The organism is Hymenobacter sp. HSC-4F20, from assembly GCF_019599275.1.
GTDB lineage: Bacteria > Bacteroidota > Bacteroidia > Cytophagales > Hymenobacteraceae > Hymenobacter.
Genome location: NZ_JAHZTD010000005.1, coordinates 95129 through 110839 on the forward strand (window position 1 = coordinate 95129; position 15711 = coordinate 110839).

The following is a 15711-nucleotide window of genomic DNA, read 5'->3' on the forward strand; positions in this document are numbered from 1 at the left end:
CATTCAGCCCTGTTCATTATCTGCCTAGGCAAATGATGAACAGGGCTGAACTCTTCAGGCTGCCGGGCAATACTGTTCTTTCTACTTGAGCTTGATGCCGCGGGCTTTTAACACCGTGCTCTTTTTGATTTGTAGTAGCTCGTCTACGTAGTTGCCATATACGGCTATGGCTTTCTGACCTTCTACCCGGTAGTAAGGGGCCGGATAATATTCCTTGCGCTGCTCGGCATCCAACTTCGTGACGTCCACCTCCACGGGCGACGCAAACGTGAGCTTGGTTGGCTTCGGTCCTTTGCGGGCCATTGGGTGCGTCAGGTCGTCGGTATCTACCGGGGCGGCCCAACGGCCGTCCGTTGTGCGATAGAGCGGGTAGTACTGGTACTTCTCCTGAATATAGTCTCCGCAATACCGGCTCACAAACAGCAGCACGGTTTCGTGGCGGCTGAAGCCGGGCCAGCCGTAGTGGTCGTAGGCGGCGAAGGATACCACTGTGTCAGGCAGCGTGTTATAGATGTTTTCCAGCACCTGGTACCGGGCCGTAAACTTGCCATCCATGCTGAACCGGTTGCAGTAGTTGGGCTGCTGGGCGCGGGCAACAGTTTGCTTGCGGCCAATGAACACGAAGTGCGCGGGCTTGGCCTCCTGGCAGGGCACATATTCCTGACACGGCCGGGGTAGGAGCCGAACCTGAACAGCTGGCTGCCGAAGCAAGTCACGCACGCCTAGCGTCTGAGACACATGGCCGTAGGCAGTGAAGGTGACGGAATCCTGGGGGCGGGCGGAAACCCTGAAATGGCCTGCTGAATCGGTTTCCAGCACGTAGTGTCCGGCCTGCCGCAGCGCGAAGTCCTGCTGAGTTACCTTCTCGACTAACTCTTCCTGCTCAGGAGAGAGAGAAGGTTGATCGGGCACGGTGCGCCAGAGGCGCCGCAGGGTGTCATTGACAACCAGTTGCACCCGATACCCCTCTAATGTGGTAGCTGTGCCGTGTATCAGAACAGCTTGCGCCTGACCGCTGCTGATGGCTACTAGCAGCCACATAACCGTAAAAAACACCTTCATACGTTCTGTTTACACTATATCCAGGGCGGCAAGATAAAAGCCGTTAGCCGGAGATTATTCTCTTTTCCTGTGCGCATATAACACAAAGTTTCATAAGCGGCCCCGGATATATCCGCTAACTTTGTTTCCCGTTATGCCAGACCGAACCCCCACTTCCGCGGCTGCCACTACGGCCAAGTTCATTTTCGTAACGGGCGGCGTTACGTCCTCACTGGGTAAAGGCATCATCTCGGCCTCCCTGGCCAAGCTGCTGCAAGCCCGCGGCTTCCGGGTTACCATCCAGAAGTTCGACCCCTACATCAACATCGACCCCGGCACGCTCAACCCCTACGAGCACGGCGAATGTTATGTAACCGACGACGGCGCCGAAACCGACCTCGACCTGGGCCACTACGAGCGGTTCCTGAACGTACCCACCTCCCAGGCCAACAACGTTACCACCGGCCGCATCTACGACCACGTTATCCGGCAGGAGCGCGAAGGCGCCTACCTCGGCAAAACCGTGCAAGTGGTGCCCCACATCACCGACGAGATTAAGCGGCGCATGCTGCTGCTGGGCCAAACCGGCGAGTTCGACGTGGTGATTACCGAAATCGGGGGCTCCATTGGCGATATTGAGTCGCTGCCCTTTGTGGAGTCGGTGCGCCAGCTGCGCTGGGAACTGCCCGAAAACAGCTCCCTGGTAATTCACCTAACGCTGCTGCCCTACCTCAAGGCGGCGGGCGAGCTGAAAACCAAGCCTACCCAGCACTCGGTGCGCGACCTGCGCAGCGCCGGCCTCCAGCCCGATATTCTGGTGTGCCGCTCGGAGTACCCGATTCCGGCCGAAATGCGCCGCAAAATCGCGTTGTTCTGCAACGTGAACATCAACTCCGTTATCGAGAGCCTTGACGCCGACAGCATTTACTCGGTGCCCCTGCTCATGCTGAAAGAGCACCTCGACGAGCGGGTTATCAAGAAGCTGAAGCTGCAGGGTGGCGCGCCCCAGCCCGACCTGGAAGCCTGGAAAGACTTCCTGGGCCGCCTGAAAAACCCCACCGAGGAAGTGACGATTGCCCTGGTAGGGAAGTACGTAGAGCTACCCGATGCCTACAAGTCTATTAACGAAGCCTTCGTGCACGCCGGCGCACAGAACGAGTGCAAAGTGACGGTGCGCAGCATTCAGTCGGACCACATCAACCCTGATAATGTGGCCCAGCTACTACACGGCGTAGATGGGGTGCTGGTAGCTCCCGGCTTTGGGGAGCGAGGCTTTGAAGGCAAGATTCTGGCCGTGAAGCACGTGCGCGAAAACAACATTCCGTTCTTCGGCATTTGCCTGGGCATGCAGGTAGCGGTAGTAGAGTTTGCCCGTAACGTGCTGGGGCTGAAAGAAGCTTCGTCTACGGAGATGAACGCCCAGACGCCCGACCCGGTCATTGCCATGATGGAGGAGCAGAAAAATATCACCCAGAAAGGTGGTACCATGCGCCTTGGCGCCTACGACTGCGAGCTGCGCAAGGGCTCGAAAGCGGCCAAAGCCTACGGCCGCAACCACATCAGCGAGCGGCACCGCCACCGCTACGAGTTCAACAACGAGTACCTGAAGCGCTACGAGGAAGCCGGCATGGTCGCCTCGGGCCTCAACCCTGATACCGGCCTGGTAGAAGTGGTAGAAATTCAGAACCACCCGTGGTTTGTAGCCGGCCAGTTTCACCCGGAGCTGAAAAGCACCGTCCAGAATCCGCACCCCCTGTTTGTGCGCTTTGTGCGCGCCGCTATCCAGAACCGCAAGGGGTAGGAAGCAATGAATAGGAAGTGGTGAACTGATGAGTTACTCCTCTTCCTCAGACCACCAGCTTGTCATGCTGAGCTTGGCGCAGCTTTTCTCTCGCAGACCAATTCAAGTAAGTTGGTGTTGCAGGAAAGAGGCCGCGGCAAGCTCAGCATGACGTGTTTTCAGCACTTCCCTACCCCTCTATTTCACCTTTATACCTGACAAAAGCGCCGGCGCGAAAAATATTCGCCTGACAAGTCCGACCTTTGGGGCAGCACCGCCGGATTTTTGCTGGCGGTGCGCCTTCTCACCTTCCCTTTATTTGCCTTCACTAGTATCTGAATGGACCGAAATTCAGCAATAGGCCTCTTCCTGATGGCGGCCTTGCTCCTGATTTACCTGCAGTTTGCCCCCAAGCCGAAACCGGAGCCTGCGCCTCAGCCCGCCAAAACCGCCGCGGCCGCCCCAGGTACCACGCCCGCCGCTCCTGATTCTGCCGTGCTGGCCCGGCAGTTGGGGTCGTTTGCAGGAGCTGCGCAAGGCACTGCCCAGACTACCCAGCTCCAGAACGAAAACCTTACCATCACTTTCTCCTCGAAGGGAGGCCGGGTGGAAGCTGTGCGTCTGAACAAGTACAAGACGTTCCGCGGGCAGCCCCTGGATTTGCTGGATGCCCAGAGCGCCCAGCTGGATACGCGCTTCCGCACCACCGATGGCCGCCAGATTAAGCTGTCGGACCTGTACTTCCGCCCTGAGCCCCAGGGTAGCAACGCCCTTCGCTTTGTGGCCGATGTAGCTGGTGGTCAGATTGAGCAGCTGTATACGCTGCCGGCCAATAGCTTTGAGCTAAGCTATACTCTGCGCTTCAACGGCCTGAACAATGCCATTGCCCAAGAGCCCCTGACGTTCACCTTCCTCGACCGGGTGCGCCAGACGGAGAAGATGGCCAAACAGAACCGCAACCACACCACCATCAACCACTACCTCGTTTCGGGCGATTTTGCGATGGCCGAGGCCTCGGAAAAACCGGAAGAAGTGAAGGTTGCCGAGCCATTGAAGTGGGCAGCGCACAAGCACGACTTCTTCGTGGCCGGCATCATTGCTGATAAAGAATTCAGCAACGGGCAGTTCAACTCCACCGTTGACCTGAACGACACGACCTTCATCAAGACCCTGAGCACGACGCTGACCATTCCGGCCGCCGATGTGCAGCAGGGCAACGCCAAATTCCGCTTCTACTTCGGCCCTAACTCCTACAACATCCTGAAGGAAGTTACGCCAGGCTTCGACCGGAACGTGTACCTGGGCTGGGGCTTGTTCCGCTGGGTAAACCAGTTCGTGATTCTGCCGGTGTTCCATGTGCTGGAGAAGTTTGTCAGCTCCTACGGCATCATCATCGCCCTGCTGGTAGTGCTGATTAAGCTGGTGACCTGGCCCCTAACGTACAAAACGTACGAGTCGCAGGCCAAGATGAAGGTGCTGAAGCCGGAGCTGGATGCCATCAAGGAGAAGTACCCTGATGATGCCATGAAGCAGCAGCAGGAGCAGATGAAGCTGTACCAGACCATGGGGGCATCGCCGCTGAGCGGTTGCATACCCACGCTGCTCACCATCCCGATTCTGTTTGCCATGTTCCAGTTCTTCCCCAACGCTATTGAGCTGCGGCAGGAGCACTTCCTGTGGGCGAATGACCTGAGCACCTACGACGACCTGATTAAGCTGCCGTTCACCGTGCCTTTCCTCGGAAACCACATCAGCTTGTTTACGCTGCTGATGACGATTTCGACGCTGGCCATGACCTACCAGACCAACCAGAACAACCCCACGGCCATGCAGGGCCCGATGAAGTTCTACAGCTACCTGATGCCGCTGATTTTCTTCTTCGTGCTGAATGACTTCGCCGCTGGCCTGACTTGGTACTACCTCGTTTCTAACCTGGTAACCCTGGGTCAGCAGGCGCTTACCCGCCGCTTCGTCGACGACACGAAGGTGCGTGCTAAGCTGGAAGCCAACAAGGTGAAGAACAAGGACAAGAAGCCCTCCGGCTTCGGGGCTCGCCTGGCCGATGCCATGAAAGCCGCCCAGGAAAAAGAAGCCCAGGCCCGCCAGGGTGGAGGCCGCCCTGCCGCCGCCGATGACAAGGACGACGCGGATACGGAGCCTGGCACTGGCGCCTCGGATATCTCGCCCAAGCGCCCCCGCAAAACGCGCCGCTCGTAATTCGGAGTGCCCGCAAAAACAGCAACGCCCCGCAGCTTCTGGCCGCGGGGCGTTGCTGTTTTTGCGGGCACTCGCCACATCTGCCCGGTCTGACACTGGAGGCACCCGACCGGTTGGCTCCGTGCTGACTTCTGGCCGCTGGGGTCTGCGGCCGTGAGGGGGTAGGATTGTTTTGGTTAGTGGCGCGGGCGTCAACTAGTCGGGTGCCTCCAGTGTCGGACCGGATCCGGTGGCGGCTACTTTTTCCGCACGCGCTCCAGCAGAAGCTGATTCATGGGATTAGGAGTGAGTCCCTGGACGTTGTTCTGAGTTAGCCGCACTACCTCATCATAGTACACCGCTACCACAGGGCTTTCTTCCACCACGATGCGGTCCATCTGCTGATAGAGGGCGTAGCGCTTGGCGGCATCCTGCTCCAGTTTGGCCTGCTCGTAAAGCCGGTCGTAAGTGGCGCTTTTGAAGTGCGTTTTGTTAGGACCGGCCGGGGCGAAGTTCTTGCTGTAAAATAGGGCCAAGTAGTTTTCTGCGTCGGGGTAGTCGCCCAGCCAGCTGCGGGTGAAAAAGGCGGCCCGGCCGTTGTCAATCAGCTCCCCGTGGGCCGCGCCCTGGTTCACATCGATTTCTACCTGCACCCCTACTTCGGCCCACTTTTTCTGGTAGTACTCGCAGAACTCCTTGGTTTCGGCCACCGTGCTTAGGCGCAGCCGCAAGGGTTTACCGGGGCCGTAGCCAGCCGCCCGCAGCAACTGCCGGGCTTTGTCGGGTTGGTAGGTGTAGCCGGGCACCTTTTGCTGATCGAAGGAGGGTAGCGAGGCAGGCACGAAACCCGAGTTGCCGGGCTTGCCCACGTTATTGAGAAAGTAAGCTAGGAACTCGGGCTTGTTGAGGGCATAGTTCAGGGCTTGGCGCACGCGCTTGTCCTGGAGGGCCCGGCCGGTTTCGGCGTTGTCGCCGCGTAGGTTCTTGAGGTCCTGCTGCATACCCAGGTACTCGGTATTAAGGTAGGGCACTTTCTGTAGTCGGAACTTGCCCCGGAAGTCTTCGCGCACCGTCCCATCGGGGTACATAATCAAGTCGCGGGAGCCCGAGCGGATGCCGCTCAGGAAATCCAGCTTGCCCTGCATAAAGGTCAGGAACTCCGTCTTTCGGTCCTGAATAAAGCTGATCTGCACGGCATCCAGGTAGGGCAGACGCCGGCCTTGGGCATCTTTCTTCCAGTAGCGCGGGTTGCGGTGGTAGATGATGGCGTTGCCTTCGTCCCACTCCTTGAACCGAAACGGGCCGCTACCTACCGGGTGTTCCCGAAAGTCCTTGCCATACTTCTGTACGGCCTCCCGCGGCACCACATAGGCGTAGGGCATGGTCAGAATGCCCAGAAACGGAATAAAGGGTTCCTTCAGGTGAATGCGCAAAGTAGAGTCGTTTACCGCCACAAAGCACGTATCAGAAGGCTCTCCGTCGGCCTTTTCCAGCACCTTCCCCCGGAAAATCCAGCCGCCGGGGCTTGCCGTAGCTCCGTCCAGTAACCGCCGGAAGCTATACACGAAATCCTGGGCCGTTACGCGCCTACCCTTGCCACCTGGGAAAACCTCGGCGTCGTGAAAGAACACGTCGGGCCGCAGCGTGAAAGTGTATTGCCGACCGTCCGGGCTGATGTCGTAGTGGCGTGCGACCGAAGGGCCGGGCTTGAGGCTGTCGTCGAGCTCCACTAGTCCGTTGTAGAGCTGAGTCACGGCCCAGGTATTGGCCTGATTGCGGGCAAAAGCTGGGTCGAGGGACGTTAGGCTTTCCGGCTGGTTGTAGCGAAACACCCGGCGCGCATCAGTGGTAGAAGTCGGTTCGGAACAGCCCGTGAGCAGGCTGGTCAGGAGCAAAGCAAAACCGGCAACACGGCGCGAAAACGAAAGCATGGGAACGGCGAAACAGTGTATATTTGCAAAGGTATCCCACATCCGGGGTTTGCAGCTACTGCGCTGCTTAACTACCCTTTCCTTATGAACCTGACCTACTACGGCCACGCATGCTTCCTGCTGGAAGCCGGTGGCAGCAAAGTGCTCTTCGACCCCTTCATCCGCCATAACCCCCTGGCTCAGGATGTTGAGGTAGATAAAATTGAGGCTGATTTCATCCTGCTCAGCCACGGTCACGGCGACCATGTGGGCGACGTGGAGGAAATTGGTCAGCGCACGGGCGCCGAGTTGCTAGGCATGGTAGAAGTACTGGGCTGGTTTGGTCAGAAAGGCCTGAAAGCCACCTACGCCATGAACCTGGGCGGCACCGTGAAGCTACCCTTCGGCTCCGTGAAGATGGTAGCAGCGGCGCACTCCAGCTCCATGCCCGATGGCTCGTACGGCGGTCTGGCCGCTGGCTTCGTTATCGAAACGGAAGGCAAAACCTTCTACTTTGCCGGCGACACGGCTCTTACCTACGACATGAAGATTATCGGGGAACGGCACCAGCTCGACTTTGCCATCCTACCCATCGGCGGCCACTATACCATGGGCGTGGATGATGCCCTGATTGCCGCCGACTGGACCGGAGCATCGAAGGTTATTGGCATGCACTACGATACCTTCCCTCCCCTCGTCATCAACCACGACGAAGCCAAAGCCCAGGCGCAGCAGGCCGGCAAGGAACTGGTGCTGCTCGCCATTGGCGAAACCATTACGCTGTAATACCAACTGCCGGCTACTGGCTGGCGGTTCATTCTTTTTGCATTACCTGAGACAAGCTAACAGCTAACCGCTAGTAGCTAACAGCTTCAACCACATGGGCAAAATCATTGCGGTAGCCAACCAAAAGGGCGGGGTCGGCAAAACCACCTCCTCGATTAACCTCGCGGCCTCGCTGGCGGCGCTGGAGTATCGGACCCTGCTCGTGGATGCCGACCCCCAGGCCAACGCTACCTCCGGCGTGGGCTTCGACCCGAAGGACATTCAGAACAGCATTTACGAGTGCATGGTGGATGGCATCAACGCTCAGGACATCATCCTGCAAACCACCCTGCTCCCCCACCTCGACCTGATTCCCTCCCATATTGACTTGGTAGGCGCTGAGGTGGAGATGATCAACCTGCCCAACCGGGAGGAAAAGATGAAGGAGGCCCTGCGCCCCCTCGCCGATCAGTACGACTTTATCATCATCGACTGCTCGCCTTCCCTGGGTCTGATTACGGTGAATGCCCTGACGGCCGCGCACTCGGTTATCGTGCCGGTGCAGTGCGAGTACTTCGCCCTGGAAGGCTTGGGCAAGCTGCTCAACACCATTAAGATCATTCAGAGCCGCCTGAACGAGGAGTTGGAAATTGAAGGCATTCTGCTGACGATGTACGACGTGCGCTTGCGCCTCTCCAACCAGGTAGTGGAAGAAGTAAAGCTGCACTTCCAACAGTTGGTGTTCGACACCATCATTCCGCGCAACGTGAAGCTGTCGGAGTCGCCGAGCTTTGGCATTCCGGTTATCCTGCACGATGCCGAGAGCAAGGGCAGCATCAGCTACCTCAACCTGGCCCGCGAAATCGTGGAAAAGAACATTGTATCGGCTGACCCTGAGCAGGAACAAGCTGCAGAAGACACGGCGGCCTAAATAAGTCGGTACCGCAAAAATCCGGTGCTTGAAAAGTCGGCCAGTTACTTAAGTAGCTGGCCGACTTTTATTTTACCTCTATGTTCCACAATTTTTTTCTGGCGTGGAACAAAATTCCCCGGCATCCCGGGCGTTTGTGTATTTTTGAATCCCGCTTTCGTCCCGTGCTATTGGGCGAGGGCTGCTTGTAGGTATGTCAGAGAAAAACGAAGAGAAGAATATGCCGGCTGCCGCTTCCGCCGCCAAGCGCAAAATCGGCGGTCTGGGCCGGGGGCTGAACGCGCTGATTGAGGGCAGCTACGAGAAGAAAAGCGAGCGGCTGGGTCTGGTTCCGCACCCGGTGAACTCCGTGGGCCTGATTGCCGTGAGCCAGATTGAAGCCAACCCCTATCAGCCCCGTACCCACTTTGACCAGGCGGCGCTCCAGGAACTAGCGGAAAGCATTAAGCTCCAGGGCATTATCCAGCCGGTAACCCTGCGTCAGACGGGTACCAACGCCTACCAGCTTATTAGTGGGGAGCGGCGCTTGCAGGCCTCCAAGCTCGCTGGCCTCGATGCCATTCCGGCCTACATCCGCAAGGCCGACGACCAGCAGATGCTGGAAATGGCTCTTATCGAGAACATTCAGCGCGAAAACCTGAATGCCATCGAAATTGCCCTCAGCTACCAGCGCCTGGTAAGCGAGTGTAACCTCAAGCAGGAGGAGCTCGGCGACCGGGTAGGCAAGAACCGCTCGACGGTAACCAACTACCTGCGCTTGCTTAAGCTACCACCCGATATTCAAATCGGCCTGCGCGACAACGTTATCAGCATGGGCCATGCCCGCGCCTTGGTGAACGTGGAAGACACGGCCCAGCAGCTCAATCTGTTCCGCCGCATCGTTGATGAAGATCTTTCTGTGCGACGCGTAGAGCAGTTGGTACGAAGCGGCGCCGGTGCTACCCCCGAAGCGGAAAAGAAACCTACCCAGGCTGCTGCCCCGGCAGTGCCACCGGCCGAGCTGAAGCGCGCTGAGCGCCACCTCTCGGAGCGCTTTGGCAGCCGGGTGTTGGTGAAGCCCGGGCCACAGGGGCGAGGCGAAATCAAAATTGCCTTTGACTCGGTGGAAGATATGCAGCGCATCCTGCACATTCTGCAGCCAGCTTAAAACAAGCGGAGAGGCGAAACCTAGGTTTCGCCTTTTCTTTCCCTCTCCTTATGTTCGAATTACGCCCTGTGGCTTCTCTCTCGCTGCTGTTGCCAGTTACTCTGCTGCTGGCGCGAGTAGCTCACGGGCAGCAAGCACTTGCCGCACCGGGCTCCAGCCGAACGCAGGAAAGGCTGCTCGGGCATTCTGTTACGCCACCCCAAAAAGCCGGAATTCTGTCGGCAGTGGTGCCAGGCGCTGGTCAGGTGTATAACCATCAGCTCTGGAAACTGCCGTTGGTGTACGGCGCACTAGGAGGTGCTACCTACCTGGAGGTCCTTTACTGGCGGCGCTACCAAGAATATCGGCGGGGATACGAAGCCAGAAAGCGCTTGGCACAAGGTGAGCTAACGGCGGTAGATACCGGCCGAAATTCTGGCAAAGAACCCACGGATGCAGCCCAAAAATCACAGTTTTACCGTTACCGAACAGTCCGCGACTCCTGGATGGGCATAACAGCGGCCCTTTATGGGGGGCAGATACTGGATGCAATAGCTGCTGCCCACTTACGCAACTTTGATGTAAGTGAAAATCTGGCGCTTCATCTTCACCCCACTATGCTAGCTACTGGTATCACGCCCGTAGCCTTCGGTGTACAAGTGCAGCTTCACGTATTTCCTCACGTTTCTTCCCAGCTCCTGCCATGAACTTTCTGCGCTTTCTTCAACTGACGGGTGCGGTGCTTCTTTGGCTTGGGCTACACCGGCCTCTATCGGCTCAAACCGTTACAGTGGGCCCCGACTCGGCGCGAGTGGCAACCCCTACGGTTTCTGACTCGCTCAGGCGCACGGAGCGGCTGTTTGGCAAGCGCGTAACCCGCCCCCAAAAGGCGGCCCTGCTGGCCTTGATGCTCCCCGGCGCCGGCCAGATTTACAACCACCGCTACTGGAAGCTCCCCTTGGTGTACGGGGCAATCGGTGGCACCGGCTACGGCCTGTACTTCTACCAAAAGGCTTTTAAAGAGTACAAGCAGGGGAAAGCGGAGTTAGCCAACCTACCCGCTGGTACCTCTCCTTCCATACTCAGTGGCCCGCGTGTGCGGCTGGAAACCAGCGCGGCCAATGTGGAAGCGGGCCTGGTAGGCTACCGCCGTTACCGCGACACGTTTATTGCCTACACAGCGGTGGCCTACGGTATCACTATTCTGGATGCCCTGGTCGACGCTCACCTGCGCGACTTCGACATCAGCGACGACCTGGCGCTGCGCCTGGAGCCTGCCCTGCTTCCCACGGCTACGCCCCTTCCTGGCACCGGCCTGGCCCTTACCTTGCACTTGAAATAAAGCGGCGCCGACCTCCCTGGCTTTTCAGAACAGGTTCTGCCGCCTACGTACACTCTGCTTATAGAATCTCCCCAATGAAGCTCCTGCTGATTGGCTACGGCAAAATGGGCCGGGCCATCGAAGCCCAGGCTATTGCCCGCGGCCACCAGATTGCCGGCATCGTGGACCCGACCCGGCCCGAGGTGCACATCTCCGATTTCACGCCCGCTCAGGTAGATGCGGCCATTGAGTTTACCCACCCCGACGCGGCCTTTCAGAACGTGGTGGCCTGCCTGAAGCAGGGTATCCCGGTGGTGTGCGGCTCCACGGGCTGGCTGCACCATTTTTCGGAAGCCCAGGCCCTGAGCCAGCAAACCAATACGCCCCTGTTTTACGCTTCCAACTACAGCGTAGGCGTGAACCTGTTCTTCCACTTCAACGAGTACATAGCCGCCAAAATGCACCAGTTCGGCGGCTACAACGTGCAGGTGCGTGAGATTCACCACACCCAGAAAGTGGACCAGCCCAGCGGCACGGCCCTGACAACTGCCGAAGGTATTCTGCGCCACTTTCCGGCCAAAACCACTTGGCGCAATGAAGCCACTGAGGTACCCAACGAGCTGGCTATTCTCTCCGAGCGGGAGGGGGCAGTAGTGGGTACCCATATCGTTACCTACTCCTCCCCCGCCGATAGCATCGAGCTAAAGCACGAGGCGCATACCCGCGAAGGATTTGTGCAGGGCGCTCTGCTGGCCGCCGAGTGGCTGCCCGGCCGCCGGGGGGTGTTTGGTATGAAGGATTTGCTGGGGCTGTAGGTGACGAAATAGTGGGCTGGTGAACGGATGTCTATTGTACTGTCTGCGCCATTTGAGCAGTGTGAACAATAAGCTTACGGCTCACAATTTCACCATTCCACCCTCTCACAATTTCACCTCTATCCGCATTATTTCGCATCTTCCGGCGTTCAAGTCGGAAAGGGGCTGGCGCGTGCCGGCAATTCGTTTTTTCTGGCCTCCGATTCATTATGGCAGTACAATCCTGGGAGAAATATCTCGAAAAAAATAAGCCAGCGCCGGCTCCTCCGGCCGGGCCGCCCAAGAAGCGCAAGAGCGCCATGCGGGAATGGGGGGACGCCATTCTGTTCGCAGTGGTGGCCGCCACCCTTATTCGCTGGGCTACGTTTGAGGCCTACACCATCCCAACGCCCTCTATGGAGCACTCCCTGTTGGTAGGCGACTATCTGTTCGTGAGCAAGCTGCACTACGGCCCCCGAACGCCCCAAACGCCCCTGCAGGTGCCGCTCACCCACCAAACCATCTGGGGCACCAGCCTGAAAAGCTATTCCGACCTGATTCAGCTGCCCAGCTACCGTCTGCCGGGCTTCTCGGAAATTAAAAACAACGACGTGGTGGTGTTCAATGTCCCGTTTGAGGCTGAACACCCTGCCGACCTGCGCACGAACTACATCAAGCGCTGCGTAGCCATTGCCGGCGACGTGCTGGAGATTAAGCAAGGGCAAGTGTTCATCAACGGCAAAGCGGCCAAGAACTACCCCGAGATGCAGAGCAGCTACTTTCTGCAGGTGCCCCAACCCAACGACGACCTGGCCGACGCCTTTAAGCAGTTCGGCGTGGTGAATTACGACTCACCGGATGGCATGCCCTTTCAGATGCAGACCGCGCAGTACGGCCTGGGCTACGAGGTGCACATGACCAAAGCCGCCTACGACTACTTCAAGCAGCAGCCGTACGTGAAAGGCATCGTTGATTTGAAAACGCCCGTGGGCCAGCCCGAGCGCCAACAGGTTTTCCCCAACAATCCCGACTCGCCCTACAGTCAGCCCCTGCAAAACCCGCCCTTCCCGACTTGGAGCAAGGACAACTACGGGCCGTTGCAAATCCCCAAGGAAGGCCAGACGGTACAGCTCACGGCGCAGAATTCGCCTATTTACCAGAAAATTATCCTGCGCTACGAGCACAACGAGGGCATGAGCGTGGATGCTAACGGGCAGATTCTGCAAAATGGGCAGCCGCTGAAGAGCTACACCTTCAAGCAGAACTACTACTTTATGATGGGCGACAACCGCCACAACTCCCTCGACTCCCGCTTCTGGGGTTTTGTCCCCGAGGACCACATTGTGGGCAAAGCCGTGCTCATTTGGCTGTCCGTTGACCCGAATGCATCCTTTGCCCAGAAGATCCGCTGGAGCCGCCTGTTTAATCTAGTCGACTAATCACGGGGGTTCTCGGATGGGGTCGGAATAATCGGCTTTTGTAGCTGAGTAGTTTACCAACGGCTAGCCCCACACCCAACGCGCCGCTTCCTACTAGAAGCAGCGCGTTGGGTGTGGGGCTAGCTATTTTCAGATGGCACAGACGCAGAGTAATCGTCTACAAAGTCTGACTTCTCTGGCTCCATCCGAGAAACCCCGTGGCTCACCACTGAATGGGGGCTTTGCCGTGCTGCTGGAGGTAGGCATTGGTTTGGCTGAAGGGGCGGGAGCCGAAGAAGCCCCGGTCGGCGGCGTAGGGCGAGGGGTGGGCAGCCTTGAGCACGAGGTGCTTGCGGGTATCGATAATTTCGCCCTTCTTCTGGGCGGAAGCTCCCCAAAGAATAAACACCACGTGTTCTTTCTGCTCGGAAATCTGCTGGATAACGGCGTCCGTAAACTGCTCCCAACCCTTTTTCTGGTGGCTGGCTGGCTCGCCGGCTCGCACGGTGAGGGTAGCATTCAGGAGCAGTACGCCCTGCTGGGCCCACCGGTCGAGGTTGCCATTGGGGGCGGGCGGCGTACCGGGAATATCGGTTTGCAGCTCCTTGAAAATATTTTGCAGGGAAGGAGGCGTCCGGACGCCTTCGGCCACCGAGAAGCTTAACCCATGCGCCTGGCCTTTGCCATGGTAGGGGTCCTGGCCCAGAATCACTACCTTGACTTCATCGAAGGGACAGGCCTCAAAAGCGTGAAAAATTTGGGGCCCCGGCGGGTACACGGCTGTGGTAGCGTACTCACCCTTCACAAAGGCAATAAGATGCTGGAAATACGGTTTTTCAAACTCCGGGGCTAGTACCTTGCGCCAGCTTTCTTCTATCTTTACAGACATACGGGAGAGGATTATTTTTGCGATTGAGTGGGCCTTAACGTGCACTAGCTACGTAGATAAACCAAATTCCGCATACGGCTGTTAGCTTTTTCTACCCGGACCCCAGGCGCTATGAATACCATTTCCACCCAGGGTGTAACCGTTAGCGTTACCACCAACTACCTACCCGACTACTCTAGCCCGGGTCAGGAGCATTACGTTTTTGCCTACAAAATTGATATCCGCAACAACAGCGAGTATACGGTGAAGCTGTTGCGCCGCCACTGGTACATCTACGACGCCAATGGCGTGGTGCGGGAGGTGGAAGGTGAAGGCGTAGTCGGTCAGCAGCCTGTGCTGGAGCCCGGCGAGTCCCACCAGTACGTATCAGGTTGCAACCTAAAGTCGGGGCTGGGCAAGATGCGCGGCACCTACCAGATGGAGCGCCTGATGGACGGCAGCGAGTTTACGGTAGAAATTCCGGAGTTTACCCTCGTGGTGCCCTACCGCCTCAACTAGCCGGCTCCTTTTACCAAATGCCTTTGGCCGCCCCGCATTACACGGGGCGGCTTTTTTTCGCCCGCTACTACCGGGCATCCCGTATCTTCGCAGCCTCCCCTGTTTGCCTCATCACTAGAGCCTGCGTGGCGGGCTCTGCTGCGTTTGCGCCGTTGCTTTTCCAGATTATCAGCTATTTCCGCTTCTTAGTGCGGTCCGGCAACGCGCACGGACTGCACTCGCCTTTCGTGTTCGGCCTGTATGCGCACGTAATTAACCACACGGGGCACTTCGCCGCCTACGAGGCCGTGGAAGCCCGGCGCCGGGAGCTGCTGACCGACCCTACCCGTATTCAGGTCCGCGACTTTGGGGCGGGCTCCCGCACTGGCGCGGGCCGGCAGCGCCGCCTGCGCGACATTGCCCGCACCGCGGCCAAGCCCCCGAAGCTGGGGCAGCTGCTGTTTCGCCTGGTTAATCAGTTTCAGCCGCGCACCGTGGTAGAGCTGGGCACCTCCCTGGGTTTGACCACTGCCTACCTCAGCGCCGCAAACTCGCGGGCCCGGGTCCTCACCTTCGAAGGCTGCCCGGCGACGGCAGAAGTTGCCCGCGAAACGTTCCAGAGCCTGGGCCTGGCCAACATCCGCCTCGTGGAAGGCAACCTCGACGATACGCTGGCTCCTACCCTTGCCACTCTCGCCGAACCCGTGGACTTTGCCTTTTTCGATGGCAACCACCGCTACGAGCCTACGCTGCGCTACTTTGAGCAACTCAACCAGCACCGCTCTGAGCACAGCGTATTCGTGCTGGATGACATTCACTGGTCGGGGGAAATGGAACGGGCCTGGGAAGCCATCCGGCAGCACCCGGACGTTACGCTCACCCTCGACCTGTTTTACATCGGCTTGGTCTTTTTCCGGCGCAACCAGCCTAAGCAGCACTTTACCCTGCGCTTCGACCACGTGGTTGATAAGGTGCTGGAAGCCAGCATCCGTCTTTCCTCTTAACAACGGCAGCACCCCTACCCGGCGCGGGGCGTGTTCATGGGTGTACTACATCCATGAAC

14 protein-coding genes are annotated in these 15711 nt (G+C 58.3%); 11 read left to right on the top strand and 3 right to left on the bottom strand.

Going from position 1 to position 15711, the window contains the following annotated elements:
• Positions 1 to 81: 81 nt before the first annotated feature.
• Positions 82 to 1062, bottom strand: coding sequence for a hypothetical protein (locus tag K3G63_RS21130; RefSeq protein WP_220616132.1), 981 nt, complete (start codon positions 1060 to 1062; stop codon positions 82 to 84).
• Between the two features lie 133 nt (positions 1063 to 1195).
• Here K3G63_RS21130 and K3G63_RS21135 point away from each other — a divergent pair, with 133 nt between their 5' ends.
• On the top strand, positions 1196 to 2842 hold the full coding sequence (locus K3G63_RS21135) for a CTP synthase (RefSeq protein WP_220616133.1): 1647 nt from the start codon (positions 1196 to 1198) through the stop codon (positions 2840 to 2842).
• Between the two features lie 318 nt (positions 2843 to 3160).
• On the top strand, positions 3161 to 5038 hold the full coding sequence (gene yidC, locus K3G63_RS21140; RefSeq protein ID WP_220616134.1) for a membrane protein insertase YidC: 1878 nt from the start codon (positions 3161 to 3163) through the stop codon (positions 5036 to 5038).
• A 236-nt stretch (positions 5039 to 5274) separates the two neighbouring features.
• On the opposite strand, the gene K3G63_RS21145 is transcribed toward yidC, so the two are convergent.
• Positions 5275 to 6948: an ABC transporter substrate-binding protein gene (locus tag K3G63_RS21145; protein WP_259404622.1), complete on the bottom strand. Its 1674-nt coding sequence runs from the start codon at positions 6946 to 6948 to the stop codon at positions 5275 to 5277.
• An 84-nt stretch (positions 6949 to 7032) separates the two neighbouring features.
• Here K3G63_RS21145 and K3G63_RS21150 point away from each other — a divergent pair, with 84 nt between their 5' ends.
• The 7 genes from K3G63_RS21150 (at position 7033) to lepB (ending at position 13303) form a co-directional block, all read left to right on the top strand.
• On the top strand, positions 7033 to 7713 hold the full coding sequence (locus K3G63_RS21150) for a metal-dependent hydrolase (protein ID WP_220616136.1): 681 nt from the start codon (positions 7033 to 7035) through the stop codon (positions 7711 to 7713).
• Positions 7714 to 7807: 94 nt separating this feature from the next.
• A complete protein-coding gene (locus K3G63_RS21155; RefSeq protein ID WP_220616137.1) occupies positions 7808 to 8623 on the top strand; it encodes a ParA family protein in 816 nt (271 codons plus the stop codon).
• A 193-nt stretch (positions 8624 to 8816) separates the two neighbouring features.
• Positions 8817 to 9770 carry a ParB/RepB/Spo0J family partition protein gene (locus K3G63_RS21160; RefSeq protein WP_220616138.1) on the top strand — a complete coding sequence of 318 codons (954 nt, stop codon included), beginning with the start codon at positions 8817 to 8819 and terminating at the stop codon, positions 9768 to 9770.
• 50 nt (positions 9771 to 9820) lie between these two features.
• Positions 9821 to 10456, top strand: a complete 636-nt coding sequence (locus K3G63_RS23200) for a DUF5683 domain-containing protein (protein WP_220616139.1) — start codon at positions 9821 to 9823, stop codon at positions 10454 to 10456.
• The gene (locus K3G63_RS21170) at positions 10453 to 11091 is read left to right on the top strand and encodes a DUF5683 domain-containing protein (protein ID WP_220616140.1); all 639 of its coding nucleotides are present in this window, start codon (positions 10453 to 10455) and stop codon (positions 11089 to 11091) included. Before K3G63_RS23200 ends, K3G63_RS21170 begins: the two co-directional genes overlap by 4 nt.
• A gap of 74 nt (positions 11092 to 11165) precedes the next feature.
• Positions 11166 to 11885: a 4-hydroxy-tetrahydrodipicolinate reductase gene (gene dapB / locus K3G63_RS21175; protein WP_220616141.1), complete on the top strand. Its 720-nt coding sequence runs from the start codon at positions 11166 to 11168 to the stop codon at positions 11883 to 11885.
• Between the two features lie 209 nt (positions 11886 to 12094).
• Entirely contained in the window at positions 12095 to 13303 is a 1209-nt protein-coding gene (gene lepB, locus K3G63_RS21180) for a signal peptidase I (RefSeq protein ID WP_220616142.1), read from the top strand.
• A 202-nt stretch (positions 13304 to 13505) separates the two neighbouring features.
• Here lepB and K3G63_RS21185 read toward each other — a convergent pair whose 3' ends face one another.
• Positions 13506 to 14171 carry a uracil-DNA glycosylase gene (locus K3G63_RS21185; RefSeq protein WP_220616143.1) on the bottom strand — a complete coding sequence of 222 codons (666 nt, stop codon included), beginning with the start codon at positions 14169 to 14171 and terminating at the stop codon, positions 13506 to 13508.
• Between the two features lie 111 nt (positions 14172 to 14282).
• Between K3G63_RS21185 and apaG the strand changes: the two genes are divergently transcribed.
• Positions 14283 to 14669 (top strand): Co2+/Mg2+ efflux protein ApaG, encoded by a 387-nt coding sequence (apaG, locus tag K3G63_RS21190; protein ID WP_110977156.1) that lies wholly within the window; start codon positions 14283 to 14285, stop codon positions 14667 to 14669.
• Positions 14670 to 14794: 125 nt separating this feature from the next.
• Positions 14795 to 15652 carry a class I SAM-dependent methyltransferase gene (locus tag K3G63_RS21195; RefSeq protein ID WP_310794618.1) on the top strand — a complete coding sequence of 286 codons (858 nt, stop codon included), beginning with the start codon at positions 14795 to 14797 and terminating at the stop codon, positions 15650 to 15652.
• Positions 15653 to 15711: the final 59 nt, after the last annotated feature.

What these genes read in the sequence shown, in the direction of transcription:
- K3G63_RS21155 (WP_220616137.1), top strand. Translation starts at nt 7,808, where the DNA reads ATGGGCAAAATCATTGCGGTAGCCAACCAAAAGGGCGGGGTCGGCAAA.
- K3G63_RS21135 (WP_220616133.1), top strand. Translation starts at nt 1,196, where the DNA reads ATGCCAGACCGAACCCCCACTTCCGCGGCTGCCACTACGGCCAAGTTC.
- K3G63_RS23200 (WP_220616139.1), top strand. Translation starts at nt 9,821, where the DNA reads ATGTTCGAATTACGCCCTGTGGCTTCTCTCTCGCTGCTGTTGCCAGTT.
- K3G63_RS21170 (WP_220616140.1), top strand. Translation starts at nt 10,453, where the DNA reads ATGAACTTTCTGCGCTTTCTTCAACTGACGGGTGCGGTGCTTCTTTGG.
- K3G63_RS21145 (WP_259404622.1), bottom strand. Translation starts at nt 6,948, where the DNA reads ATGCTTTCGTTTTCGCGCCGTGTTGCCGGTTTTGCTTTGCTCCTGACC.
- yidC (WP_220616134.1), top strand. Translation starts at nt 3,161, where the DNA reads ATGGACCGAAATTCAGCAATAGGCCTCTTCCTGATGGCGGCCTTGCTC.
- K3G63_RS21160 (WP_220616138.1), top strand. Translation starts at nt 8,817, where the DNA reads ATGTCAGAGAAAAACGAAGAGAAGAATATGCCGGCTGCCGCTTCCGCC.
- dapB (WP_220616141.1), top strand. Translation starts at nt 11,166, where the DNA reads ATGAAGCTCCTGCTGATTGGCTACGGCAAAATGGGCCGGGCCATCGAA.
- K3G63_RS21185 (WP_220616143.1), bottom strand. Translation starts at nt 14,171, where the DNA reads ATGTCTGTAAAGATAGAAGAAAGCTGGCGCAAGGTACTAGCCCCGGAG.
- lepB (WP_220616142.1), top strand. Translation starts at nt 12,095, where the DNA reads ATGGCAGTACAATCCTGGGAGAAATATCTCGAAAAAAATAAGCCAGCG.
- K3G63_RS21130 (WP_220616132.1), bottom strand. Translation starts at nt 1,062, where the DNA reads ATGAAGGTGTTTTTTACGGTTATGTGGCTGCTAGTAGCCATCAGCAGC.
- apaG (WP_110977156.1), top strand. Translation starts at nt 14,283, where the DNA reads ATGAATACCATTTCCACCCAGGGTGTAACCGTTAGCGTTACCACCAAC.
- K3G63_RS21150 (WP_220616136.1), top strand. Translation starts at nt 7,033, where the DNA reads ATGAACCTGACCTACTACGGCCACGCATGCTTCCTGCTGGAAGCCGGT.